The sequence below is a fragment of the Variovorax sp. Root434 genome, assembly GCF_001426595.1.
GTDB lineage: Bacteria > Pseudomonadota > Gammaproteobacteria > Burkholderiales > Burkholderiaceae_C > Variovorax.
The window spans coordinates 263,649-288,019 of record NZ_LMEK01000006.1 but is presented as its reverse complement, the minus strand read 5'-3'; the positions used below and the strand labels follow the sequence as shown (position 1 = coordinate 288,019).

At 65.2% G+C, this 24,371-nt stretch carries 22 protein-coding genes; 20 read left to right on the top strand and 2 right to left on the bottom strand.

Annotated elements, in window-relative coordinates:
• Positions 1 to 52 precede the first annotated feature (52 nt).
• The 16 genes from ASD05_RS08045 to ASD05_RS07970 all read left to right on the top strand — a co-directional run bounded on the left by ASD05_RS08045 (position 53) and on the right by ASD05_RS07970 (position 19,337).
• The gene (locus ASD05_RS08045) at positions 53 to 541 is read left to right on the top strand and encodes a TRAP transporter small permease (protein ID WP_056590080.1); all 489 of its coding nucleotides are present in this window, start codon (positions 53 to 55) and stop codon (positions 539 to 541) included.
• Between the two features lie 146 nt (positions 542 to 687).
• Positions 688 to 1,983, top strand: a complete 1,296-nt coding sequence (locus ASD05_RS08040; protein ID WP_056590077.1) for a TRAP transporter large permease — start codon at positions 688 to 690, stop codon at positions 1,981 to 1,983.
• A 50-nt stretch (positions 1,984 to 2,033) separates the two neighbouring features.
• On the top strand, positions 2,034 to 3,608 hold the full coding sequence (garD, locus tag ASD05_RS08035; RefSeq protein WP_056590074.1) for a galactarate dehydratase: 1,575 nt from the start codon (positions 2,034 to 2,036) through the stop codon (positions 3,606 to 3,608).
• Positions 3,609 to 3,630: 22 nt separating this feature from the next.
• The gene (locus tag ASD05_RS08030) at positions 3,631 to 4,392 is read left to right on the top strand and encodes an SDR family NAD(P)-dependent oxidoreductase (protein WP_056590071.1); all 762 of its coding nucleotides are present in this window, start codon (positions 3,631 to 3,633) and stop codon (positions 4,390 to 4,392) included.
• Positions 4,393 to 4,464: 72 nt separating this feature from the next.
• Positions 4,465 to 5,442 carry a tripartite tricarboxylate transporter substrate binding protein gene (locus ASD05_RS08025; protein ID WP_056590068.1) on the top strand — a complete coding sequence of 326 codons (978 nt, stop codon included), beginning with the start codon at positions 4,465 to 4,467 and terminating at the stop codon, positions 5,440 to 5,442.
• Between the two features lie 10 nt (positions 5,443 to 5,452).
• Entirely contained in the window at positions 5,453 to 6,520 is a 1,068-nt protein-coding gene (locus tag ASD05_RS08020) for a lactonase family protein (protein ID WP_056590065.1), read from the top strand.
• A 35-nt stretch (positions 6,521 to 6,555) separates the two neighbouring features.
• Entirely contained in the window at positions 6,556 to 7,551 is a 996-nt protein-coding gene (locus ASD05_RS08015) for a Bug family tripartite tricarboxylate transporter substrate binding protein (RefSeq protein WP_056590062.1), read from the top strand.
• A 93-nt stretch (positions 7,552 to 7,644) separates the two neighbouring features.
• Complete coding sequence (gene asd / locus ASD05_RS08010; protein ID WP_056590420.1) at positions 7,645 to 8,496, top strand: archaetidylserine decarboxylase; 852 nt, start codon at positions 7,645 to 7,647, stop codon at positions 8,494 to 8,496.
• 176 nt (positions 8,497 to 8,672) lie between these two features.
• Complete coding sequence (locus tag ASD05_RS08005) at positions 8,673 to 9,095, top strand: winged helix-turn-helix transcriptional regulator (protein WP_056590415.1); 423 nt, start codon at positions 8,673 to 8,675, stop codon at positions 9,093 to 9,095.
• Between the two features lie 84 nt (positions 9,096 to 9,179).
• A complete protein-coding gene (locus tag ASD05_RS08000; RefSeq protein WP_056590059.1) occupies positions 9,180 to 9,530 on the top strand; it encodes an FKBP-type peptidyl-prolyl cis-trans isomerase in 351 nt (116 codons plus the stop codon).
• 225 nt (positions 9,531 to 9,755) lie between these two features.
• On the top strand, positions 9,756 to 10,331 hold the full coding sequence (gene grpE, locus ASD05_RS07995; protein WP_082572003.1) for a nucleotide exchange factor GrpE: 576 nt from the start codon (positions 9,756 to 9,758) through the stop codon (positions 10,329 to 10,331).
• Between the two features lie 121 nt (positions 10,332 to 10,452).
• The gene (gene dnaK / locus ASD05_RS07990; RefSeq protein ID WP_056590052.1) at positions 10,453 to 12,390 is read left to right on the top strand and encodes a molecular chaperone DnaK; all 1,938 of its coding nucleotides are present in this window, start codon (positions 10,453 to 10,455) and stop codon (positions 12,388 to 12,390) included.
• A gap of 108 nt (positions 12,391 to 12,498) precedes the next feature.
• On the top strand, positions 12,499 to 13,638 hold the full coding sequence (gene dnaJ, locus ASD05_RS07985) for a molecular chaperone DnaJ (RefSeq protein ID WP_007835135.1): 1,140 nt from the start codon (positions 12,499 to 12,501) through the stop codon (positions 13,636 to 13,638).
• A gap of 915 nt (positions 13,639 to 14,553) precedes the next feature.
• Positions 14,554 to 16,476 (top strand): PrkA family serine protein kinase, encoded by a 1,923-nt coding sequence (locus tag ASD05_RS07980; RefSeq protein WP_056590049.1) that lies wholly within the window; start codon positions 14,554 to 14,556, stop codon positions 16,474 to 16,476.
• A 48-nt stretch (positions 16,477 to 16,524) separates the two neighbouring features.
• Entirely contained in the window at positions 16,525 to 17,817 is a 1,293-nt protein-coding gene (locus tag ASD05_RS07975) for a YeaH/YhbH family protein (RefSeq protein ID WP_007835132.1), read from the top strand.
• Positions 17,814 to 19,337: a SpoVR family protein gene (locus ASD05_RS07970; protein ID WP_007835130.1), complete on the top strand. Its 1,524-nt coding sequence runs from the start codon at positions 17,814 to 17,816 to the stop codon at positions 19,335 to 19,337. Before ASD05_RS07975 ends, ASD05_RS07970 begins: the two co-directional genes overlap by 4 nt.
• A gap of 73 nt (positions 19,338 to 19,410) precedes the next feature.
• On the opposite strand, the gene aroQ is transcribed toward ASD05_RS07970, so the two are convergent.
• Complete coding sequence (gene aroQ / locus ASD05_RS07965) at positions 19,411 to 19,851, bottom strand: type II 3-dehydroquinate dehydratase (protein ID WP_007835124.1); 441 nt, start codon at positions 19,849 to 19,851, stop codon at positions 19,411 to 19,413.
• A gap of 27 nt (positions 19,852 to 19,878) precedes the next feature.
• The gene (locus ASD05_RS07960) at positions 19,879 to 20,847 is read right to left on the bottom strand and encodes a LysR family transcriptional regulator (protein ID WP_056590046.1); all 969 of its coding nucleotides are present in this window, start codon (positions 20,845 to 20,847) and stop codon (positions 19,879 to 19,881) included.
• A 196-nt stretch (positions 20,848 to 21,043) separates the two neighbouring features.
• Between ASD05_RS07960 and ASD05_RS07955 the strand changes: the two genes are divergently transcribed.
• Genes ASD05_RS07955 through ASD05_RS07940 form a run of 4 tightly spaced genes read left to right on the top strand, consistent with a single transcriptional unit; the run spans position 21,044 to position 24,366 of the window.
• Positions 21,044 to 21,721 (top strand): Rieske 2Fe-2S domain-containing protein, encoded by a 678-nt coding sequence (locus ASD05_RS07955; protein WP_056590043.1) that lies wholly within the window; start codon positions 21,044 to 21,046, stop codon positions 21,719 to 21,721.
• 10 nt (positions 21,722 to 21,731) lie between these two features.
• Positions 21,732 to 22,574 (top strand): aromatic ring-hydroxylating oxygenase subunit alpha, encoded by an 843-nt coding sequence (locus ASD05_RS07950; RefSeq protein ID WP_056590039.1) that lies wholly within the window; start codon positions 21,732 to 21,734, stop codon positions 22,572 to 22,574.
• Positions 22,571 to 23,221, top strand: a complete 651-nt coding sequence (locus ASD05_RS07945) for a glutathione S-transferase family protein (protein WP_056590035.1) — start codon at positions 22,571 to 22,573, stop codon at positions 23,219 to 23,221. The genes ASD05_RS07950 and ASD05_RS07945 overlap by 4 nt, the downstream gene beginning before the upstream one ends.
• Positions 23,222 to 23,259: 38 nt before the next feature.
• Entirely contained in the window at positions 23,260 to 24,366 is a 1,107-nt protein-coding gene (locus tag ASD05_RS07940) for an S-(hydroxymethyl)glutathione dehydrogenase/class III alcohol dehydrogenase (RefSeq protein ID WP_056590032.1), read from the top strand.
• Positions 24,367 to 24,371 lie beyond the last annotated feature (5 nt).

The window sequence follows — 24,371 nt, the reverse complement described above, 5'->3', positions numbered from 1 at the left end:
GACTCGACTCGCTCCCCCTCCTTCCCCCTGCGGGGGAAGGGCAAAGAAAATTATGTACACCAAACTTTGCCGCACTCTCGCACGTGCCTGCATGTGGTTGGGCATCCTCGGTCTCGTCGCGGTGATCTGCGCCGTGAGCTGGCAGGTGTTCGGCCGCTACGTGCTCAACAACACCCCCACCTGGGCCGAAAGCCTCGCGCTGCTGCTGGTGCTCTACGTCACCATGCTCGGCGTGGCGGTGGGCGTGCGCGACGCGGGCCACATCGGCCTCGAATCGTTCCTCGTGCTCGCGCCCGACTGGCTGCGGCTGAAGATGGAATACCTCATCCACGCGCTGATCCTTCTGTTCGGCATCGCCATGGCCTGGAACTGCGCCTCGCTGGCCGAATCGGTGTGGGACTACAGGCTGCCCACGCTCTGGATCTCCGAGGGCTGGAAATACGTGCCCGCCGCCGTGGCGGGTGTCCTCATCGTGATGTTCTCGATCGAACACATCATCGCTTTGGCCCAAGGCCGCGAAGTCGAACCCGCCTGGGGATAACGAATGCACACCCCCAGGCTTCGCGCACTTCGTATCGCTTCTCCGCCCCCCTTGCAGGGGGCAATGCCTGCGGCCCGGCAAAGCCGGTTCCGCGGCATTCCACGAACAGTCCATAGCGCCCCCACCACCGGCGAGGCGGCCAGATCATGACCATTCCCCTGTTGATTCTCTGCATCTCGTTCACGCTCTTCCTTTTGCTGGGCGTGCCGGTGGCTTTCTCCATCGGCCTGTCGGCCCTGGCCACGCTGCTCTATGAAGGCCTGCCGCTGGCGGTCGGCTTCCAGCAGATGACCTCGGGCATGGGCATTTTCTCGTTCCTGGCCATTCCGTTCTTCATCTTCGCGGGCGAGCTGATGCTCTACGGCGGCATCGCAGACCGCATCGTCAACCTGGCGCGCGACCTCGTGGGCCACGTGCGCGGCGGCCTCGGCATGTCGAACGTGGTGGCCTGCACCTTGTTCGGCGGCGTCTCGGGCTCGCCCGTGGCCGACGTCTCGGCCATGGGCGCCGTGATGATCCCGATGATGAAGAAGGAGGGCTATCACGCCGACTACGCCGTCAACGTGACGACCCATGCGGCACTGGTGGGCGCGCTGATGCCGACCAGCCACAACCTGATCATCTATTCGCTCGCAGCGGGCGGCAAGGTGTCGATCGCGGCGCTGATCCTGGCCGCGCTGCTGCCGGCGGCGGTGCTCACCATCAGCAACCTCGCGGCCGCCTACCTGGTGGCGGTGAAGCGCGGCTACCCCGCAGGCAGCTTCCCGGGCTGGGCCATCGTGGCGCGCTCGTTCGCGGCCGCCCTGCCGGGCCTGTTCATCGTGATCCTGATCCTGGGCGGCATCCTGTCGGGCGTGTTCACCGCGACCGAATCGGCCGCCGTGGCGGTGCTCTATGCGCTGGCGCTCACGATCTTCGTGTACCGCACGCTGAAGTGGGAGCACTTCGTCAAGGCGGCCTCGAAGGCGGTGCGCACCACGGGCGTGATCCTACTGCTGATCGGCATCTCGAGCACCTTCGGCTACCTCATCAGCCTGTACGGCGTGGCCGAGCTCACGGGCGAGATGCTGTCGCAGGTGACCAGCACGCCGTGGGTGATCTTCCTGCTGATCAACATCATCCTGTTCGTGCTGGGCACCTTCCTGGACATGGCGGCCACGATCCTGCTGTGCACGCCTATCTTCCTGCCCATTGCACAGCACTACGGCATGACCTCGGTGCAGTTCGGCATCGTGATGCTGATCAACTGCGCGCTGGGCCTGAACACGCCGCCCGTGGGCACGACGCAGTTCGTCGGCTGCGCGATCGGCGGGGTCTCGGTGGGCACGGTAATGAAGACCATCTGGCCGTTCTATGGAGCGCTGATCTTCGCCCTCGGCGTGGTCACCTTCGTTCCCGCCTTCTCGACTTGGCTGCCGAGCATGTTCATGATCGTGAAATGACGGTGTTCCACGAAGGGACCGCGATTTTCCTGCCGCCTTGGAAGCCTGATATGCCTGACACCGCAAGACCTCCGCTCTACATCCGCATCCACGCTGCGGACAACGTCGCCATCGTCGCCAACGACGGCGGCCTGAAAGCCGGCGCGGAATTCGCCGACGGCCTGCGACTGGTCGACAACGTTCCGCAAGGCCACAAGGTCGCGCTGGCCGACCTGGCCGAAGGCGACGCCATCCGCCGCTACGACGTGGTGATCGGCTATGCGCTGAAGGCGCTGCCGCGCGGCAGCTGGGTGCACGAGCGCGTGATGCGCATGCCGGTGGCGCCCGGGCTCGACGGCCTGCCCATCGCGACGGTCAAGCCCCCTGCCCTGCCGCCGCTGGAGGGCTACACCTTCGAGGGCTACCGCAACGCCGACGGTTCGGTGGGCTCGCGCAACATCCTCGCCATCACGCAGACGGTGCAATGCGTGGCCGGCGTGACCGACTTCGCGGTGCAGCGCATCAAGGCCGAGCTGCTGCCCAAGTACCCGAACGTCGACGACGTGGTGGCGCTGGAGCACAGCTACGGCTGCGGCGTGGCCATCGATGCGCCCGATGCCATCGTGCCGATCCGGACGCTGCGCAACATCAGCCTCAACCCGAACTTCGGCGGCGAGGTGATGGTGGTGAGCCTGGGCTGCGAGAAGCTGCAGCCCGAGCGGCTGCTGCCGCCAGGAAGCATTCCGATCGTCGACAAGCGCGGCGAGGCACCTGGCGACACGGAGCTCGACGTGGTTTGCCTGCAGGACGACGAACACATCGGCTTCATGTCGATGATCGACTCGGTCATGCGCCAGGCCGACGAACACCTCGCGCGGCTCAACAGGCGCCGGCGCGAAACCGTACCCGCCAGCGAACTGGTGGTGGGCGTGCAGTGCGGCGGCAGCGACGCCTTCTCGGGCGTCACCGCCAACCCTGCCGTGGGCTTCTGCACCGACCTGCTGGTGCGCGCGGGCGCCACCGTGATGTTCTCGGAAACGACCGAGGTGCGCGACGGCATCGACCAGCTCACCTCGCGCGCGTCCACGCCCGAGGTGGCCGAGGCGATGATCCGCGAGATGGCCTGGTACGACGACTACCTGCAGAAGGGCCGCGTCGACCGCAGCGCCAACACCACGCCGGGCAACAAGAAGGGCGGGCTCTCCAACATCGTCGAGAAGGCGATGGGCTCGATCGTCAAGTCGGGCTCGGCGCCGATCAGCGGTGTGCTCGCGCCCGGCGAGAAGGCCATGCAGAAGGGCCTGATCTATACCGCCACGCCGGCCAGCGATTTCATCTGCGGCACGCTGCAGTTGGCGGCAGGCATCAACCTGCACGTATTCACCACCGGCCGCGGCACACCCTACGGGCTGGCCGAGGTACCGGTGATCAAGGTCGCCACGCGCAGCGACCTCGCGCGCCGCTGGCACGACCTGATGGACGTGAACGCGGGCCGCATCGCCGACGGCGAGGCCAGCATCGAGGACGTGGGCTGGGAGCTGTTCCGCCTGATGCTCGACGTGGCCAGCGGCCGCAAGAAAACCTGGGCCGAGCACTGGAAGCTGCACAACGCGCTGGTGCTGTTCAACCCGGCACCCGTGACCTGATCCCTTCGTACGGAGCAAAGACATGGAAGACCTCAAGGACAAGACAGCGCTGGTCACCGGCGCCAGCACCGGCATCGGCGCCGCGGTGGCCGTCGCCTTTGCGGCGCGCGGCATGCGCGTGGCGGTGCACTACAACAGCTCGGCCGATGCGGCGAACGGGGTGGTCGACACCATCCGCGCGGCCGGCGGCACCGCATTCGCGCTGAAGGCCGACGTGCGCGACACGGCCGCGATCCGCGAATGCGTGAAGCAGGCCGCGGCGCAGCTGGGACGCATCGACGTGCTCGTCAACAACGCCGGCAGCCTGGTCAAGCGCGTGCCGATCGCCGAGTTCGACGACGCGCTGTTCGACGAGGTGATGCACATCAACGCGCGCTCGGTGCTCGCCTACTGCCGCGAGGTGGTGCCGCTGATGCGCGCGCAGGGCGGCGGCAACATCATCAACGTGACCTCGGTCGCGGCACGCACCGGCGGCGGGCCGGCCGCCTATTTGTACGCGGGCTCGAAGGGCTTCGTGAGCACGGCGACGCACGGGCTCGCGAAGGAGCTGGTGGGCGACCGCATCCGCGTGAACGCGGTGGCGCCCGGTGTGATCCAGACCCCGTTCCAGGACCGCTTCTCGACGCCCGCGATGCTGGAGAACTTCCGCGCCAGCATTCCGATGGGCCGCATCGGCGTGCCCGAGGAATGCGTCGGCGCCTTCCTGTACCTGGCGTCGGAGCAGCTCTCCGGCTACGTCACGGGGCAGGTGATCGAGGTGAACGGCGGCCAGTACATGCCCTGAGGCACGCACGAAGAACACGAGGAGGCCTTCCGCGAGGCCCGGGATCAGATCAACAACGGAGACGACGACACCATGAAAAGAATCCAGCTTGTCCGCGGCATCGCCGCCCTCTCGGCCACGGCCGCGCTCTCGCTCGGGCTCGCCGCGCCGGCCGCGGCGCAGGCCGATTTTCCGGCTCGTCCGATCGAGCTGCTGGTGCCCTACCAGCCCGGCGGCGGCACCGATGGCCTGGCACGCGCTTTTTCCGAGGCGAGCCGCAAGCACATCTCGCAGAGCATCGTGATCGTCAACCGCCCCGGCGCGGGCGGCGCCATCGGCTGGACGGAGGTGATCAACGCCAAGCCCGACGGCTACAAGCTCGCGGTGCTCACGGTCGAGCTGCTGACGCTGCCGCACCTGGGCCTTGCCAAGTTCAACTACGACGACTTCCAGCCGATCGCACAGCTCAACGCCGATCCGGCGGCGATCACCGTGAAGGCCGACGCGCCGTGGAACACCATCGAAGAGTTCCTGGCGGCCGCGAAGAAGTCGCCCGAGAGCGTGCGCGTGGGCAACTCGGGCAACGGCTCGATCTGGCACCTTGCCGCCGCGGCGCTCGAAGACAAGACCGGCGCGAAGTTCGGCCACATCCCGTTCCAGGGCGCGGCGCCGGCGGTGCTGGCGCTGCTCGGCGGACACATCGAGGCCGTGGCGGTGAGCCCGGCGGAAGTCACCACGCACGTCCAGGGCGGCAAGCTCAAGGTGCTGATGGTGATGGCCGACAAGCGCGTGAAGGGCTTCGAGAAGGTACCCACCGCCAAGGAGCGCGGCATCGACCTGTCGATCGGCACCTGGCGCGGCCTCGGCGCACCGAAGAACACACCGCCCGAAGTGATGGCGAAGCTGCGCGAGATGACGGCGAAGACCGCCGCCGAGCCGCTGATGCACGAGGTGATGGACAAGCAGAACCTGGGCTACGTCTACACCGACGGCGCCGTGTTCAAGGAGACGCTGGCCAAGGACAACGTGTACTTCAAGCAGCTCATCACCAAACTGAACATCAAACCCTGAACCGCGAACCATGAAAAAGAAAACCATCGCATCGCTGCTGTGGCTGGCCGCCATCGGCCCCGCCTCGGCCGCCACCTGGGTCTACGTGTCCAACGCGGACAGCCAGGAAATCTCGGTGCTCGAGCTCGACCGCGCCCAGGGCGCGCTCAAGCCGGTGCAGACGCTGAACGTCGGCGGCACGGTGATGCCGATGGTGGTGAGCCAGGACAAGCGCGTGCTGTATGCCGCGCTGCGCTCACAGCCGTTTCGCGTGGCCTCGCTGTCGATCGACGGCGCCACCGGCAAGCTGCAGAAGCTCGGCGAGGCTCCGCTGGCCGACAGCATGGCCAACATCGACCTGGACGCGAGCGGCAAGTGGCTCTTCGCGGCCTCCTACCAGGGCGGCAAGATCACGGTCAACTCCATCGGCAAGGACGGCGCCGCGGGCCCCGTCCATCAATTGATCCAGACCGGGCCCAACGCGCACGCGATCCACGCGGACGCCAGCAACCGCTTCGTGCTGGCCACCAGCCTGGGCGGCGACAACGTGTCGAGCTGGCGCTTCGACGCCGAGAAGGGCCTGCTGTCGCCCAACGATCCGCCGCTGACGACCACATCCGCGAAATCGGGCCCGCGCCACTTCATCTGGGACAAGGCGCAGCGCCACGTCTACCTGCTGGACGAACTCGACGCTGCCCTGCACGTGTTCGCATGGGACGCGGCGCGCGGCACGCTCAAGCTCGAACAGAGCACGACCACGCTGCCCGCCGGCTTCACGGGCAAGCCCTGGGCCGCCGACCTGCACCTGACGCCCGACGGGCGCTACCTGTACGCGTCGGAGCGCACCTCGAGCACGCTCTCCGCATTCAAGGTCGATGCGGCAACCGGACAACTGCAGCCGCTGGGCCAGACGCCGACCGAGAAAGTGCCGCGCGGCTTCGCCATCGACTCCAGCGGGCGCTATCTCATCGCCGCCGGACAGGAATCGCACGGCATCTCGCTCTACGCCATCGACGCCGCCACCGGCGCGCTGGGCAAGCCCCAGCACCTGGACGTCGGCAAGAACCCGAACTGGATCGAGATCGTCGACATGCCCTGACGGCCCCGCACCACCCATCACAAGGAGACACCTGCATGCAACGCCGCACACTCATTCGCACCGCCCTCGCCTCTTCGCTCGCCGCCGGCCTTCCGGCCGCCTTCGCGCAGGGCGGCGGCAACTGGCCGACGGGCAAGGCCATCACCTACCTCGTGCCCTTTCCCGCCGGCGGCACCACCGACGTGCTGGCCCGCCTGATCGGGCAGAAGCTCGGGCCCGTGCTGGGCACGAGCGTGATCATCGACAACAAGGGCGGCGCCGGCGGCAGCGTGGGCTCCGAGGTCGGTTCGCGCGCCGCGCCCGACGGCTTCACGATGGTCGGCGGCACGATCAGCTCGCACGCGATCAACGTGAGCCTGTATCCGAAGCTGGGCTACGACCCGCAGAAGTCGTTCGCGCCGGTGACGCTGATCGGCACCAACCCGGTGGTGCTGGTGGTGAACCAGGCGAGCCCTTACAAGACGCTGAAGGACGTGATCGCAGCCAGCAAGGCCAAGGCCGGCGGGCTCTCGTCGGCCTCGGCCGGCACGGGCACCTCGCAGCACCTGGCGCTGGAGCTGATGGCCTTCAAGTCGGGCGTGAAGTTCACGCACATTCCGTACAAGGGCAGCGGCCCGGCGATCCAGGACGTGATCGGCGGACAGGTCGACATGATGTTCGACACCACGGTGGTGGCCGGCCCGCACATCCAGAGCGGCAAGCTGCGCGCGATTGCGGTCACCTCGTCGAAGCGGCTGGCCTCGATGCCGGACGTGCCGACGGTGGCCGAGTCGGGCGTGCCCGGCCTGCAGGACTTCGAGGTCGTTTCGTGGCAGGCGATCTTCGTGCCCGCGGGCACGCCGGCACCGGTGGTCGACCGGCTGCACACCGAGATCCGCAAGATCCTCGCCGCGCCCGAGATGCAGGACAAGCTCAAGGGCTTCGGCATGGAGCCGGCCGACCTGAGCACCGCGCAGATCGCGGCGTTCCAGAAGGCCGAGGTGGAGAAGTGGGCGCAGGTGATCAAGGCCGCGGGGATCAAGGCTGACTGACGGCGGGCCCGAACCAAGGGAAGCTTCCTACGCTCCAGGGGAGAAGCGCTTTATAGAATGCCCTTCCGATTCCGCATTCCAGGCTTCTCCCACGTGTCCGACCGCTCCGCTGTACTGCCCCAATACCTGTTCCCCAAGCAGGCCCTGACCAATTTCGCCGGCTGGGTCGCGGGCAAGGAACGGGGCGCCGTCACGACGTGGATCATCCGGCGCTTCGTGGCCAAGTACGACGTGGACATGGGCGAGGCGCTCGAGTCGGACATCCACCACTACAAGAGCTTCAACCAGTTCTTCACGCGCGCGCTCAAGCCCGGCGTGCGGCCGCTCGCACAGGCAGACCTGGTCTGCCCCGTGGACGGCGCGATCAGCCAGTTCGGCGCGATCCGCGGCGACCAGATCTTCCAGGCCAAGGGCCACGACTACACGACCACCGCGCTGGTCGGCGGCGATGCCGCGCTGGCCGCGAAGTTCGCGCACGGCAGCTTCGCGACGCTCTACCTGAGCCCGAAGGACTACCACCGCATCCATATGCCCTGCGACGGGCGGCTGGTGCGCATGATCCATGTGCCGGGCGACCTGTTCTCGGTGAACCCGACCACGGCGCGCGGCGTGCCCGGCCTGTTCGCACGCAACGAGCGCGTGGTGTGCGTCTTCGAATCGGCGCGCGGGCCTTTCGTGCTGGTGCTGGTGGGTGCCACCATCGTCGGCAGCATGGCCACGGTGTGGCACGGCGTGGTCAATCCGCCGCGCGTGGGCGAACTGCGCGAGTGGAGCTACAACGACCGGCAGATCGACATCCGCAAGGGCGACGAGATGGGCCGTTTCTTGCTCGGCTCGACGGTCGTCATGCTCTTCCCGGCGCCTGCGCTGGCCTTCAACCCGGCATGGTCGCCAGGCCGCGCGATCCGGCTGGGCGAAGCCATGGCCAACTACGCCAGTTTGTGAGGCTTTGTCTCACAACCCGCATGCAGCAAGCCCTGGCAGCTATAAAACTAGTAGCATCCTCATCATTTGCGCTATAGTCGCCGGCCAACGAGACGGTCCGTAACCCACCACAAGAACGCGAAGCATCGCCCTGCCCCAAGGTCGACGGCCCGCCCAGCTTCGAGGAGATGATGTCGATGAGTACCAAGGAAAACGCAGCCGTCAGCCAGCTGCTCGCCCTGCTCGAAGCCCGTTATGCACTGCGCGTGCTCTGGGCCCTGCGCGATGGCCACGCGCAGACTTTCCGGCTGCTGCAGGACAGCGTGGGCGGCATCACTCCCAACACGCTCAACACCCGCATCAAGGAACTGCGCGAGGCCGGCATCGTCGGCCACGGCAGCGACGGCTACAGCCTCACGCTGAGCGGGCAAGACCTGCTCAAGCGACTGTCCGACCTGCAGGCCTTTGCAGGCAAGTGGCAACTGGGGCAGCTCAAGAAGGCAGCAGCCCCGGCACCAGCCGCCGCCGCAGTTTCGCCAGCGGCCGCACCCGCTCCCGCCCCTGTGGCAGCCCCTGCTCCCACACCCGCGCCGCCCTCCGACGACACCAGCCAGACCTGAAGGACGACAGGCCGCCCTGCCCGGCCTCGGTAAACTCCGCGCCTTCGATCCATTGATCTCACATCGACGCAAGGAGCGTTTCCCATGCCCACCACCCCCTCCGGCCTGCAATACGAAGACACCGAAGTCGGCACCGGCGCCGAAGCCAAGGCCGGCCAGCATGTGCATGTGCACTACACCGGCTGGCTCTACAACGACGGCACGCAAGGCGCCAAGTTCGACTCCAGCCGCGACCGCAACGACCCCTTCGCGTTCTCGCTGGGCGCCGGCCAGGTCATCAAGGGCTGGGACGAAGGCGTCGCCGGCATGAAGATCGGCGGCAAGCGCACGCTGATCATTCCCGCATCGCTGGGCTACGGTGCCCGCGGCGCCGGCGGCGTGATCCCCCCGAACGCCACCCTGAAGTTCGACGTCGAGCTGCTCGACGCGCATTGAGGCTCGCCCCCAGGCTGCGCGGCACTTCGTGTCCGCTGCGCCAACCCCCTACCGGGGGCGACACCTGAGGCCCGGCGAAGCCGGTTCCTCGGTGTCCCTCGCGAAAACCACTTCGCGACCTGTATTACGGCCCTTTTGGCCGCATTTTTACGCTTGAAAAGCTTTAGAGCAGCCCCATGTGGCTGGCTATCGTTTGTTTTCCGGCGCACGCCGGTTCTTTGAAAAATGTCTGACCCGCAACAATCCGCACAGAATTCCCAAATGCTGCAAGGCGAGCCAAGCCCCGAAGAACTGGAGGCAGCGCAGGCCGCCAATGAAGCCGAGGCGCTCGACGCCCTGGCCGTGGCACAAGGCGAGCTCGCTGCCCTGCAGACCAAGAATGCCGAACTGGCCGACCAGTACCTGCGCGCGCAGGCCGACGTGCAGAACGCCCGCCGCCGCGCCGACGACGAGATCACCAAGGCCCGCAAGTTCGCCGTCGAGGCCTTTGCCGAGAGCCTGCTGCCGGTGACCGACAGCCTCGAAGCCGGCCTGGCCATCAAGGACGCCACGCCCGAGCAGATCCGCGAAGGCGCCGAAGCCACGCTGCGCCAGCTCAAGAGCGCGCTCGAACGCAACAAGGTGATCGAAGTGGCCCCTGCGCCCGGCACCAAGTTCGATCCGCACCAGCACCAGGCCATCTCGGTAGTGCCCGCTCCCGAGCAGGAACCCAACACCGTGGTGACCGTGCTCCAGAAGGGCTACACCATCAACGACCGGGTGCTGCGCCCGGCGCTGGTCACGGTCAGCGCGCCGAAGTAACCGCCAGCGGTCATCGGCACACAAGATTCCCACAGGAAATCCCCGCTTCATACCTTGAATCGCGACGGGTTATCCACAAGTTCATAACAACATATTTTTCAGGCTTTCAGGAGTAAAGAGCATGGCAAAGATCATCGGCATCGACCTCGGCACCACCAACTCGTGCGTGTCGATCATGGAAGGCAACACCACGCGTGTGATCGAGAACTCGGAAGGTGCGCGCACCACGCCGTCGATCGTCGCTTATCAGGAAGACGGTGAAGTGCTGGTCGGTGCCTCGGCCAAGCGCCAGGCAGTCACCAACCCCAAGAACACGCTGTACGCGATCAAGCGCCTGATCGGCCGCAAGTTCGAGGAAAAGGAAGTCCAGAAGGACATCGACCTGATGCCCTACACCATCGCCAAGGCCGACAACGGCGACGCATGGGTGGAAGTGCGCGGCAAGAAGATCGCCCCGCAGCAAGTCAGCGCCGACATCCTGCGCAAGATGAAGAAGACGGCCGAAGACTACCTCGGCGAAACCGTGACCGAAGCCGTGATCACGGTGCCGGCCTACTTCAACGATGCCCAGCGCCAAGCCACGAAAGACGCCGGCCGCATCGCGGGCCTCGACGTGAAGCGCATCATCAACGAACCCACCGCTGCTGCCCTGGCCTTCGGCCTCGACAAGCAGGACAAGGCCGACCGCAAGATCGCCGTGTATGACCTGGGTGGCGGTACCTTCGACGTGTCGATCATCGAGATCGCCGATGTCGATGGCGAGAAGCAGTTCGAAGTGCTGTCGACCAACGGCGACACCTTCCTAGGCGGCGAAGACTTCGACCAGCGCATCATCGACTACATCATTGCCGAGTTCAAGAAAGAGCAAGGCGTCGACCTGAGCAAGGACGTGCTGGCCCTGCAGCGCCTGAAGGAAGCCGCCGAAAAGGCCAAGATCGAGCTGTCGAACAGCGCGCAGACCGACATCAACCTGCCCTACATCACGGCCGATGCCTCGGGTCCGAAGCACCTGAACATCAAGCTCACCCGCGCCAAGCTGGAAAGCCTGGTCGACGAGCTGGTCGAGCGCACCATCGCGCCCTGCCGCCTGGCCATCAAGGACGCCGGCATCAGCGTGAGCGACATCAACGACGTGATCCTGGTCGGCGGCATGACCCGCATGCCCAAGGTGCAGGAAAAGGTGAAGGCCTTCTTCGGCAAGGAACCGCGCAAGGACGTGAACCCCGACGAAGCCGTGGCCGTCGGCGCCGCCATTCAAGGGCAAGTGCTCTCGGGCGATCGCAAGGACGTGCTGCTGCTCGACGTGACCCCGCTGTCGCTCGGCATCGAGACCATGGGCGGCGTGATGACCAAGATGATCACGAAGAACACCACGATCCCGACGAAGTTCGCGCAGACCTTCTCGACGGCCGAAGACAACCAGCCGGCCGTGACGATCAAGGTGTTCCAGGGCGAGCGCGACATCGCAGCGGGCAACAAGGCACTGGGCGAGTTCAACCTCGAAGGCATTCCGCCGGCATCGCGCGGCACGCCCCAGATCGAGGTGAGCTTCGACATCGACGCCAACGGCATCCTGCACGTCGGCGCGAAGGACAAGGGCACCGGCAAGGAAAACAAGATCACCATCAAGGCGAACTCGGGCCTGAGCGAGGACGAGATCCAGAAGATGGTGAAGGACGCCGAGCTCAACGCCGAAGACGACAAGAAGAAGCTCGAAATCGTGCAGGCGCGCAACCAGGGCGAGGCCATGGTGCACAGCGTGAAGAAGTCGCTGGGCGAACATGGTGCGAGCCTCGAAGCTGCCGAGAAGGAAGCGATCGAAGCCGCGATCAAGGATCTGGAAGAAGCCCTCAAGGGTGAAGACAAGTCGGCGATCGAGGAAAAGACCAACACGCTGATGACCGCGAGCCAGAAGCTCGGCGAGAAGATGTATGCCGAATCGCAGGCGGCCGCAGGTGCCTCGGGCGCATCGGGCCCGGCTGGCGCGGAAGCTGCTGCGCACGCGCAGGCCGACGACAACGTGGTCGACGCCGAAGTGAAGGAAGTCAAGAAGGGCTGATCTTCAGTCCATTGACCGAGGCTGGAACACCTGAAAGGGTGCTCCAGCCTTTCTCGCTTCAAGCTACCCGAGTTCCCGCTGCTCCCCTGATCCGCTGATCGACCTGCCATGGCCACCAAACGCGACTACTACGAAACCCTCGGCGTCCCCAAGAACGCGAGCGAGGATGAAATCAAGAAGGCTTATCGCAAGCTCGCGATGAAGCACCACCCCGACCGCAACCACGGCGACACTTCGAAGGAGGCCGAGGCCAAGTTCAAGGAGGTGAAGGAAGCCTACGAAATGCTGTCCGACGGACAGAAGCGCGCGGCCTACGACCAGTACGGCCATGCCGGCGTCGACCCCAACATGCGCGGCGGCCCGGGCGCAGAGGGCTTCGGCGGTTTCGCGGAAGCTTTCGGCGACATCTTCGGCGACGTGTTCGGTGGCGGCGGCCGCGGCCGCACCAGCAGCGGGCGCCAGGTGTTCCGCGGCAGCGACCTGAGCTACGCGATGGAGATCACGCTCGAGGAGGCTGCCGAAGGCAAGACCACCGAGATCCGCATCCCGACCTGGGACGAGTGCGACACCTGCCACGGCTCGGGCGCGAAGCCCGGCACCAAACCCATCACCTGCACCACCTGCCACGGCGCGGGCGCGGTGCAGATGCGCCAGGGCTTCTTCAGCGTGCAGCAGACCTGCCCCACCTGCCACGGCAGCGGCAAGATCATTCCCGAGCCCTGCACCGTGTGCCACGGCCAGGGCAAGATCAAGCGCAACAAGACGCTCGAAGTGAAGATCCGCGCAGGCATCGACGATGGCCAGCGCATGCGCGTGACCGGCAGCGGCGAGCCCGGTGTCAACGGCGGCCCGCCGGGCGACCTGTACATCGAGATCCGGCTCAAGAAGCACGAGATCTTCGAGCGCGACGGCGACAACCTCCACTGCGTCGTGCCTGTGAGCATGACCACGGCAGCGCTTGGCGGCGAGATCAACGTGCCCACGCTCAAGGGCGCGGCGGCCATCGACATTCCCGAAGGCACGCAAAGCGGCAAGCAGTTCCGCCTGCGTGGCAAGGGCATCAAGGGCGTGAACTCGAGCTACCCCGGCGACCTGTACTGCCACGTGCGCGTCGAAACGCCCGTGAAGCTCACCGAGCACCAACGCAAGGTGCTGAAAGAGCTCGACGAGTCGCTCAGGAAGGGCGGCGACAAGCACAGCCCGACCGACAAGGGCTGGTTCGACAAGGCGAAGGAATTCTTCAGTTGATCGCACGGCACACACCAGGCTTCCCCCACAGGAGCCTTGTGTTGTGCTGCGGACTGGCCGGCATGGCCAGTCTCATCTCATAGGCCGGTGAATCGACCGGACCCGCTCGGTTGAGCGGCGAGTACCGCATCGTCGACAAAGCCCGGGAGGGGCAGCCGCCCTCTTGAGCACCGAAGATGTGCAGGCCCTGCTGAAGGGCCAGGATCCCGCATCCGTCGCACTGCAGTGCGGCGCCTCGACCCGCTTTTTTCGTCTGCCATGTAGCACCGGGGACTTCATTCGGCAATGGCTTCATCGCCAGCACCGGTCACTTCCTGACCATTCTTCACACCGGGGTCTTCGAACTGGTGCACACAGGCCCCTGAAGCCGACGGCGAGCACAGGAACGGTGCGCAACACACCTCCGAGGAACATGCCGACTCCTCCCCAAGCCCGGCACCGACGTCAGTTCACGCAAGCCGCCTATCCCAAAGTGGCCCAGGGTTTGCTTTTATATTTTTTTTGGCTGAGCAATAAACCAAACGGCAGATCGCGCGTTATTGCAACAGGAGCGCCTGTTTTTTTGAGCCTCGAAGCTCAATAGGCGATTTTTTCCCGGAGAAAAGGCAAAAACGGACGATGGCCATCCGGCATAGGTGTTTTCACCCGGAGAGAATTAGGAACGCGAGCCTTTGAATTTAACTGAAATCCGAAAAGTAGTTCCTTGTTTTTTGTGGAACTTTACTTGCCGGTGTGGTTCTGAATTTACAAATGATTTGCCAGGTTCAATCTTTGCTTTATGCTGATTGTTAGCAGATTGTAGTAAGGGAGTTTTCCGCGGCATGCAGCCATGGGCAGGCAACCTTTAAGTGTTGCACAAGGCCTTTGCTGCAAGCCATCGGGCCAAAAGCCCACAGACTTGATGGAGGCGTGACCATGGATGTGATCAGCAACTTTGCCGCCCGCTACGAGCGCACCCGCGAGGAAGTCATCTCGCTGCAGGACTACCTGGACATCTGCAAGCGCGATCCCACGGCCTATGCCACCGCGTCGGAGCGCATGCTCAAGGCCATCGGCGATCCCGAGCTGGTCGACACGCGCAACGACCCCCGCCTTTCGCGCATCTTCGCGAACAAGGTCATCAAGATCTATCCGGCGTTCAAGGAGTTCTATGGCATGGAAGACGCCATAGAACAAGTGGTGTCCTATTTCCGCCACGCCGCCCAGGGGCTGGAAGAAAAGAAGCAAATCCTTTACCTGCTGGGTCCGGTCGGTGGCGGCAAGAGCTCGATCGCCGAGCGCCTGAAGCAGCTCATGGAGCACGTGCCCTTCTACGCGATTCAGGGTTCGCCGGTCAACGAATCCCCGCTCGGCCTCTTCGACTCGATCGAGGACGGCGAGATCCTTGAAAAGGAATACGGCATTCCCCGCCGTTACCTGAACCGAATTCTCTCGCCCTGGGCCGTCAAGCGGCTCGAGGAGTACGGTGGCGACATCCGCCAGTTCAAGGTCGTCAAGCGCTTCCCGTCCGTGCTGCGGCAGATCGCCGTCGCCAAGACCGAGCCCGGCGACGAGAACAACCAGGACATCTCCTCGCTGGTCGGCAAGGTCGACATCCGCAAGCTCGAGACCTATGCCCAGGACGATCCGGACGCGTATGCCTACTCCGGCGGCCTGTGCCTCGCGAACCAGGGCCTGCTGGAGTTCGTGGAAATGTTCAAGGCACCCATCAAGGTGCTCCACCCGCTGCTGACCGCCACGCAGGAAAGCAACTTCAAGGGCACGGAAGGCTTCGGCGCCATCCCGTTCGACGGCATCGTGCTTGCGCACAGCAACGAGAGCGAGTGGAAAGCCTTCCGCAACAACAAGAACAACGAGGCTTTCCTCGATCGCATCTACATCGTCAAGGTGCCGTACTGCCTGCGCGCCTCGGAAGAAATCAAGATCTACGAGAAGCTGGTGCGCAACTCGTCGCTGGCCCAGGCGCCCTGCGCCCCCGGAACGCTGCGCATGATGGCCCAGCTCTCGGTGCTCACGCGCCTGAAGGAGCCCGAGAACTCCAGCACCTTCAGCAAGATGCAGGTGTACGACGGCGAGAACCTCAAGGACACCGACCCCAAGGCCAAGTCGATCCAGGAGTACCGCGACTACGCGGGCGTCGACGAAGGCATGAGCGGCGTCTCCACGCGCTTCGCTTTCAAGATCATCTCGAAGGTCTTCAACTTCGACAGCTCCGAAGTGGCCGCGAACCCGGTGCACCTGATGTACGTGCTCGAACAGCAGATCGAGCGCGAGCAGTTCGCGCCGGAAGTCGAGCAGAAGTACATCAGCTACATCAAGGAACTGCTGGCGCCGCGCTATGCCGAGTTCATCGGCAAGGAGATCCAGACTGCCTACCTCGAGAGCTACAGCGAGTATGGACAGAACATCTTCGACCGCTACGTGACCTACGCCGACTACTGGATCCAGGACCAGGAGTTCCGCGACGTGGACACCGGCGAAGTCTTCGACCGCGCATCGCTCAATGCCGAACTCGAGAAGATCGAGCGGCCGGCGGGCATCGGCAACCCGAAGGACTTCCGCAACGAGATCGTCAACTTCGTGCTGCGCGCGCGGGCTGGCAACGCGGGGCGCAACCCGGCGTGGACCAGCTACGAAAAACTGCGTTCGGTGATCGAGAAGAAGATGTTCTCCAACACCGAAGAGCTTCTGCCGGTGATCAGCTTCAACACCAAGAGCAGCGCCGATGAGCAGAAGAAGCACGAAGACTTCGTGACCCGCATGGTCGAGAAGGGCTACACGGCCAAGCAGGTTCGCCTGCTCTGCGAGTGGTACCTGCGAGTGCGCAAGAGTTCATAACGACGACCCTTCGTTCGTCCTCTTTTTGCAAGGAGCTCTGAAACCATCGTGGCCATCCTGCAGCAGATCATCGACCGCCGGCTATCGGGCAAGAACAAGTCCATTGGCAACCGCGAGCGCTTCCTCCGGCGCTACAAGGGGCAGATCCAGGAAGCGGTGAGGCGCGCCGTCAGCGGCCGCAACATCCGCGAACTGGAGCAAGGCGAAGATGTGACCCTGCCGCGCCACGATGTGTCCGAACCGGTGTTCGGGCACGCGCGCGGCGGCGACCGCGAATACGTGCATCCGGGCAACCAGGAGTACCTGAAGGGCGACCGCATCAAGCGCCCCGAAGGAGGGAGCAGCAGCGGCTCCGGCAGCGGCGAGGCCGGCGACAGCGGCGAAGGCGAGGACGACTTCGTCTTCCGCCTGACGCGCGAGGAGTTCATGCGCGTGTTCTTCGACGACCTCGCGCTGCCGCACCTCATCCGCACGCAGATCGCCGACGTGCCCGAGTGGAAGAGCCACCGCGCCGGTTTCACGAGCGACGGCTCGCCCAACAACCTGCACGTGGTGCGCTCGATGCGCGGCGCGCTCGCCCGCCGCATCGCGCTGGGCGGCGAGCCTCGCAAGGAGCTCAAGCGCCTCGAAGCGCATCTCGAACACCTGAAGCAGCACCCGCAGGCCGACCAGGCGCTCATCCAGAAGGAAATACGCGAGACCGAAGAGCAGATAGCCGAGCTGCGCCGCACCATGCGGCACGTGCCCTACATCGACCCCATCGACCTGCGCTACCGCAACCGCGTGAAGACGCCCGTGCCCAGCGCCAAGGCCGTGATGTTCTGCCTGATGGACGTGTCGGGCTCGATGGACGAGGCGCGCAAGGACATGGCCAAGCGCTTCTTCATGCTGCTCTACATGTTCCTCACGCGGCACTACGAGACCATCGACCTCGTGTTCCTGCGCCATCACACGCAGGCGCAAGAGGTGACGGAAGAAGAGTTCTTCCACGCCACGGAAACCGGCGGCACCGTGGTGTCGAGCGCGCTGGTGCTGATGGACGAGATCATCAAGGCACGCTATCCGAGCGGCGAGTGGAACGTGTACGGCGCGCAGGCCAGCGACGGCGACAACTGGCACCAGGACAGCGGCCGCTGCCGCGAACTGCTGGTCAACGACATCCTGCCCGTGGTGCGCTACTACGCCTACGTGCAGGTGGCCGAGACCGAGCAGAACCTGTGGCAGGAATATCAGCAGCTCGAAGGTGTCGAGCCCAACTTTGCGATGCGCAAGGTGTCGGACGCGCAAGACATCTACCCGGTATTCCGCGACCTGTTCAAGAAGGAAGGGGTGGCATCATGATCACCGAACGAGCGCTAGACCGCCTGCCCAGCCCTTCCGACTGGACCTTCGAACTCATCGAGACCTACCACACCGAGATCGCCCTTACCGCCAAGGGCTACGGCCTCGACGTGTACCCGAACCAGCTCGAAGTCATCACCGCCGAGCAGATGATGGACGCCTACGCCAGCGTGGGCATGCCCATGATCTACCGCCACTGGTCGTACGGAAAGCAGTTCATCTCGACCGAGAAGAACTACAAGCGCGGCCACATGGGGTTGGCCTACGAGATCGTCATCAACTCCGATCCGTGCATCGCCTACCTGATGGAAGAGAACACCATGGCCATGCAGGCCCTGGTGATCGCGCACGCGGCCTACGGCCACAACAGTTTCTTCAAGGGCAACTACCTGTTCCGGATGTGGACCGACGCCTCGTCCATCATCGATTACCTGGTATATGCGCGGCACTACATCGCCGAGTGCGAGGAGCGCCACGGCCTCGATGCGGTGGAAGAACTGCTCGACTCCTGCCATGCGCTGATGAACTACGGCGTCGACCGCTATCGCCGTCCACAGAAGCGTTCGCTGGCGCAGGAAAGCATTCAGCGCGCCGACCGCGAACGCCACATGCAGCAGCAGGTGAACGACCTCTGGCGCACGCTGCCCCGGCGGGCCGAGCAAGCGGCCGAGTCCGATGCAGCGCGGCGCTTTCCGTCGGAGCCGCAGGAGAACCTGCTCTACTTCATCGAGAAGAACGCCGCCCTGCTCGAACCCTGGCAGCGCGAGGTGGTGCGCATCGTGCGCAAGATCGCACAGTACTTCTATCCGCAGCGCCAGACGCAGGTCATGAACGAAGGCTGGGCCACCTTCTGGCACTACACGCTGCTCAACACCATGTACGACCGCGGCCAGCTGGCGGACGGCTTCATGATGGAGTGGCTCAGCTCGCACACGGGCGTGATCTTCCAGCCGCCGGTGGGCCACCGCGCCTACAGCGGCATCAACCCCTATGCCCTCGGCTTCGCGATGATGACCGACCTGCGTCGCGTGTGCGAGAAGCCGACCGAGGAAGACCGCCGCTGGTTCCCCGACTTCGCAGGCACCGACTGGGTCAAGACGCTCGACTACGCGATGCGCAACTTCAAGGACGAGAGCTTCATCGGCCAGTTCCTGAGCCCGAAGACGATGCGCGACTTCCGCCTGTTCTCGATCCGCGACTACCAGAGCGAGGCCGAGCTCGAGGTGTCCGCCATCCACGACGACAGCGGCTACCACGCATTGCGCGAATCTCTCTCACGCCAGTACGACATCAGCAGCCGCGAGCCCGACATCCAGGTGTGGAGCGTGGCCACGCGCGGCGACCGCTCGCTGACGCTGCGCCACACGCAGCGCAACAACCTGCCTCTGCACGACGGGGCGGAAGAAGTGCTGAAGCACGTCGCGCGGCTCTGGGGTTTCGACGTGCACCTGGAAAGCATCGACAGCGCCGGGCGCATCAGCCGCAGCTGGAAGGCCGCGGCGCCCAAGCAGCAGTATTGAGCCAACCCCCTTGCAGGGGGCAACACCAGCGGCCCGGCAAAGCCGGTTCCGCGGTGTTCCGCGAAAACTCCCCTCAGGGAACCAAGGCCGCGATGGCAAGCGTGTAGCCCTTCACGCCCAGCCCCACGATGATCCCGCGCGCCGCAGGCGAGATGTACGACTTGTGCCGAAACTCCTCGCGCGCATGCACGTTCGAGATGTGCAGTTCGATCAGCGGCACGCTCGCGCCCTTGATCGCATCGTGCAGCGCGATCGAGGTGTGCGTGTAGGCACCGGGGTTCATCACCACGCCGAGCATGTTGCCGGCAGCAACTTCACGGCCGGCTTCCTGGATCCAGTCGACCAGCACGCCTTCGTGGTTCGACTGGCGGCATTCGATCTCGACGCCGAGCTTCGCGCCCGTGTCCTTGCACAGGCGCTCGACATCGGCCAGCGTGTCGCGTCCGTACTGTTCGGGCTCGCGAGTGCCGAGCAGGTTGAGATTGGGGCCGTTGAGGACGAGTATTTTCTTCATGATGGATGAGGCGTCAGGCGACCTCCATTATGGTCTCGCGACCACCCGGGGCGGCCTGGCTGCGGACGAGCCGACGTAGTAGTTGTACGAATCGATATCGACCACGCAGCGCGCCATGAGATCGACGAACGCCCGCAGCTTCTGTCCCATGTAGCGCTGCCGCTGGAAGGCGCAGTAGATGCGCCGCGGCTCCGGCTGCCATTGCGGCAGCACGGGCACCAGCACGCCCTGCGCCACTTCGGGCCGGGCGAAAAAGACCGGCAGCAGTGCGATGCCGAAGCCGTCGATGCAGAAGGTCTTCATCACCCAGTGGTCGTTGGTCTCGAAAGCCGGCTCCGGGCGAAACGCATAGCTGCCCGACGCGCCCGACACCAGCACCTGCGACGGCCCCGAGCCCTCCTTCATCACGATCGACCGATGGCGCAGCAGCTCGTCGGGCGCTTGCGGCATGCCCTGCCACTCCAGGTACTGCGGGCTCGCATAGAGGCCATAATTCAGCCGCCCAAGCAGCTTGGCAACGAGGTTCGGCACATCGGGCGGCTCCGAGCAGACATAGCAGTCCACCTCGCCGATCTGCGGCGCGTTCAGGCGGCTCGCCACGTCGAGGTGGCAGCGCACGTTGGGGTGCGATTCGAGGAACAGCTTCACCACATGGCAGACGAAGGAGGTGCTGAACTGGGTATCGGACAGCAGCGACAGGCTGCCCGAGACGCCGGCCGTGATCTCCTGGATTTCGGTGCACGCCGTTTCCAGCCGGCCCGTCACCTCGTCGAGCAGGCCTTCGCAGCGCGCGAAGAACGCGCGCCCCGCCTCGGTCGGAGCGACGCTGCGCGAACTGCGCATCAGCAGTTGCGCACCCAGCAGTTCCTCCAGCCGCGTGAGCTGGCGGCTCAGCGTGGCCTTGGACACGCCCGACAGGCTCTCGGCCTTCGTCAGGCTGCCGCTCTGCACGACGAGCACGAAGGCTTCGATCAGCGCGAGATCGATGCGGCTCATGCGGGCCAGCGTTTCAGGAATGAAAAGTAGCGTCTCGGCATTTGGCTTTCATCAAGGGAACAGAAACGGTAGGTTCGGTGCTTGCTGGCGGCACACCGAATGCTATGCCATCCCCACCGAGCCCCGAGCTCCCACGACTGGAGAAAACCCCGATGCACAGCGCTACCCGACGTACCCTGCTTTCAACCGGGGCAACATGACGAATCCACACGCTTGCACCTGGCATCCAGTGGCACCCTCCGCCGGCGTGCGCGCCGGCGCCAACATCGTCGCCGGCTTCGCGGAAGGCCAGGAACTCGCGCTCTGGCGCTCGGCCGACGGCGCCGCCCAGGCGTGGGAAAACCGGTGCCCGCACCGCAGCGTGCGCCTCACGCTCGGCCAGGTGATCGAAAACCGCCTCTCCTGCGCCTACCACGGCTGGCAGTACGCCGCGGGCAGCGGGCAGTGCACTCACATTCCGGCCCACCCGGCCATGCAGGCGCCGCGCAACGTCTGCGCCAAGGTGTTTGCCGCGGTGGATGCCGCGGGCATGCTGTGGGTCAACCTTGCGCAAGACATCTCGGCTGCGCCGCCGTCGCTGGCCGGCGCCGTACCGGCCGGCTGGCACTTTTGCCGCACGCTGACCGTCTGCGCCGGCGCGCAGGCCGTGCGCGAAGCCCTCGCACGGCAGGGCTTCGCCATCGACGCTGGGTCGGGTGCCTGGCAGGGCACGCTCAACGAGGTGAAGACCGTCGCGCTGCTGCTCGAAGCGCAGCCCCGGCTCACCTTCGTCCACCTGTGGACGGAGGCCGCCCCCGGCTCCAGCGCGATGAAGACGCTGCACGCAGCCGCGCGGAAGCTGCGCTCCGACATCGAAGCACAACCACAAGGCTGAAGGAACCACCATGCCCTTCGTCACAGACGATCCCAACATGCTCGACGACTGGCTGGTCGTCGGGCCCGCCGCACCCATGCCCCGGACGACACGCCTGCTGGGCGAAACCGTGCAACTCCGCACCGATACCGATGGCACGCCTCGATGCCACCTCGGCGACCATGCGCTCGCCGTGCAGTCGCGCTACGGCTATCTCTGGGTCTGCCCGAGCGGCCGCCCCGCGCGTCCCCTCTTCGAGTTTCCGGAATACGCCGAGCCCGGCCGCCGCATCGTCGACTGCGGCGGCATCGGCGTGGCGGTGTCGGGCCTGCGCGTGATCGAGAACTTTCTCGACATGGCGCACTTTCCCTTCGTGCACGCCGACTACCTCGGCAAGGTGCCGCACACCGAGGTGGCGCAATACGAGGTGCAGGTCGATCCCGGCACCGGCGAGATCTGGGCCACCGACTGCCGCTTCTGGCAGCCACGCGCCTCGGCCGCGCACGATGCGGGCAGCGAGGTGTTCTACAAGTACCGCGTGATGCAGCCCTTCTCGGCTATGCTCTACAAGTCGAGTTTTCGCGCGGGCGAACTCGATGCCATCGGCCTCTTCCTGCAGCCCATCGACGACGAACACGTGATCGCCCACACCGTCCTCGCCTGCTACGACGAAGACTCCACCAATGCCGAGCTCATCGCCTTCCAGCACACCATCTTCGGCCAGGACAAGCCGATCCTCGAGAACCATGCCTTCAAGCGTATGCCGCTCGAAGGCCGCGCCGAGACACCGACGCGCGGCGACACCTCCTCCGTCACCTACCGGCGCTGGTTGCGCGAGCGCGGCATGCGCTTCGGCGTGAGGGCAGCGGCATGACGACGACGATCAAGCTCTACGACTACCCGCTGTCGGGCAACTGCTTCAAGGTGCGGCAGATGCTGGCTTGGCTGGGCATCGCGTACGACACGGTGCCGGTCGATTTCTTTCCGGGACGCGAACACAAGTCCGCCGCGTTCATTGCAAACGTCAACCCGCTCGGCCAGCTCCCGGTGCTCGACGACGACGGCTTCCTGCTGCGCGATGCGCAAGCCATCCTTGTGTACCTCGCAAGCTTCTACGACACGCAAGGCCGGTGGTATCCCTGCGACGCGAAGCTGCGCGGCCAGATCGCGATGTGGCTCGCCACCGCCGACGAGATCACGCGCACGGCATCGGCCGCGCGGCTGCACGATGCGCTCGGCTATCACCACCTCGACATCGAGGCCTGCCGCAGCGGCGCGCGCGCAGTGTTCCGCATGCTCGACGACCATCTCGCCGAACAGGCGAGCACCGGGCTGCACTGGCTGGCCTCGGCACCCGATCCGACCGTTGCCGACCTTGCCTGCTTCCCGTATGTCGCGCTCGCCGGCGAGGGCGGCATTTCGCTCGACGAGTTTCCCGCGCTGCGAAACTGGGTCTGGGATTTCCGCCACCTGCCCGGGTTCATCGGCATGTCGGGTATCTTCCCTGCTGGCCCTGCCTGAGAATCCTCATCCATCCCCGCTTCTGAAGACCGAACACCATGAAAACCAAAGCCGCCGTCGCCTGGAAATCCGGAGCCCCACTCACCATCGAAACCGTGGACCTCGAAGGCCCGAAGTTCGGCGAGGTGCTCGTCGAGATCAAGGCCACCGGCATCTGCCACACCGACTACTACACCCTCTCGGGCGCCGACCCCGAAGGCATCTTCCCGGCCATCCTCGGCCATGAAGGCGCGGGCATCGTGGTCGACGTGGGCCCCGGCGTCACCACGCTCAAGAAGGGTGACCACGTCATCCCGCTCTACACGCCCGAATGCCGCCAGTGCAAGTTCTGCCTGAGCCGCAAGACCAACCTGTGCCAGCTGATCCGCGGCACGCAGGGCAAGGGCCTGATGCCCGATGCCACCTCGCGCTTCAGCCTCGACGGCAAACCCATCTTCCACTATATGGGCACCTCGACCTTCAGCAACTACACGGTCGCGCCCGAGATCTCGCTGGCCAAGATCCGCGAGGATGCGCCCTTCGACAAGGTCTGCTACATCGGCTGCGGTGTCACCACCGGCATCGGCGCGGTGATCTTCACGGCCAAGGTGGAAGCCGGCGCCAACGTGGTGGTGTTCGGCCTCGGCGGCATCGGGCTGAACGTGATCCAGGGCGCGAAGATGGTGGGCGCCGACAAGATCATCGGCGTCGATCTGAACCCCGAGCGTGAGGCCATGGCGCGCAAGTTCGGCATGACGCACTTCATCAACCCGAAGGACACCGAGAACGTCGTCGACGCCATCGTGCAGCTGACCGACGGCGGCGCCGACTACAGCTTCGAGTGCATCGGCAACACCAAGGTGATGCGCCAGGCGCTCGAGTGCACGCACAAGGGCTGGGGCCGCAGCATCATCATCGGCGTGGCCGAGGCGGGTGCGGAGATCAGCACCCGTCCGTTCCAGCTGGTCACCGGCCGCAAGTGGGAAGGCTCGGCCTTCGGCGGTGCGCGCGGACGCACCGACGTGCCGAAGATCGTCGACTGGTACATGGAAGGCAAGATCGACATCGACAGCCTCATCACGCACACCATGCCGCTGGAAGACATCAACAAGGGCTTCGATCTGATGAAGCGCGGCGAGTCCATCCGCGGCGTCGTCCTTTACTAAGACCG

Bases quoted from the DNA above. Each gene is read 5' to 3' on its own strand.
- ASD05_RS07980 (WP_056590049.1), top strand. From the start codon at position 14,554: ATGGATGTGATCAGCAACTTTGCCGCCCGCTACGAGCGCACCCGCGAG.
- ASD05_RS08025 (WP_056590068.1), top strand. From the start codon at position 4,465: ATGAAAAGAATCCAGCTTGTCCGCGGCATCGCCGCCCTCTCGGCCACG.
- ASD05_RS07940 (WP_056590032.1), top strand. From the start codon at position 23,260: ATGAAAACCAAAGCCGCCGTCGCCTGGAAATCCGGAGCCCCACTCACC.
- garD (WP_056590074.1), top strand. From the start codon at position 2,034: ATGCCTGACACCGCAAGACCTCCGCTCTACATCCGCATCCACGCTGCG.
- ASD05_RS08045 (WP_056590080.1), top strand. From the start codon at position 53: ATGTACACCAAACTTTGCCGCACTCTCGCACGTGCCTGCATGTGGTTG.
- ASD05_RS08015 (WP_056590062.1), top strand. From the start codon at position 6,556: ATGCAACGCCGCACACTCATTCGCACCGCCCTCGCCTCTTCGCTCGCC.
- ASD05_RS07960 (WP_056590046.1), bottom strand. From the start codon at position 20,847: ATGAGCCGCATCGATCTCGCGCTGATCGAAGCCTTCGTGCTCGTCGTG.
- ASD05_RS07945 (WP_056590035.1), top strand. From the start codon at position 22,571: ATGACGACGACGATCAAGCTCTACGACTACCCGCTGTCGGGCAACTGC.
- ASD05_RS07955 (WP_056590043.1), top strand. From the start codon at position 21,044: ATGACGAATCCACACGCTTGCACCTGGCATCCAGTGGCACCCTCCGCC.
- ASD05_RS07970 (WP_007835130.1), top strand. From the start codon at position 17,814: ATGATCACCGAACGAGCGCTAGACCGCCTGCCCAGCCCTTCCGACTGG.
- ASD05_RS08005 (WP_056590415.1), top strand. From the start codon at position 8,673: ATGAGTACCAAGGAAAACGCAGCCGTCAGCCAGCTGCTCGCCCTGCTC.
- ASD05_RS08040 (WP_056590077.1), top strand. From the start codon at position 688: ATGACCATTCCCCTGTTGATTCTCTGCATCTCGTTCACGCTCTTCCTT.
- aroQ (WP_007835124.1), bottom strand. From the start codon at position 19,851: ATGAAGAAAATACTCGTCCTCAACGGCCCCAATCTCAACCTGCTCGGC.
- grpE (WP_082572003.1), top strand. From the start codon at position 9,756: ATGTCTGACCCGCAACAATCCGCACAGAATTCCCAAATGCTGCAAGGC.
- dnaJ (WP_007835135.1), top strand. From the start codon at position 12,499: ATGGCCACCAAACGCGACTACTACGAAACCCTCGGCGTCCCCAAGAAC.
- dnaK (WP_056590052.1), top strand. From the start codon at position 10,453: ATGGCAAAGATCATCGGCATCGACCTCGGCACCACCAACTCGTGCGTG.
- ASD05_RS08020 (WP_056590065.1), top strand. From the start codon at position 5,453: ATGAAAAAGAAAACCATCGCATCGCTGCTGTGGCTGGCCGCCATCGGC.
- ASD05_RS08000 (WP_056590059.1), top strand. From the start codon at position 9,180: ATGCCCACCACCCCCTCCGGCCTGCAATACGAAGACACCGAAGTCGGC.
- ASD05_RS07950 (WP_056590039.1), top strand. From the start codon at position 21,732: ATGCCCTTCGTCACAGACGATCCCAACATGCTCGACGACTGGCTGGTC.
- ASD05_RS08030 (WP_056590071.1), top strand. From the start codon at position 3,631: ATGGAAGACCTCAAGGACAAGACAGCGCTGGTCACCGGCGCCAGCACC.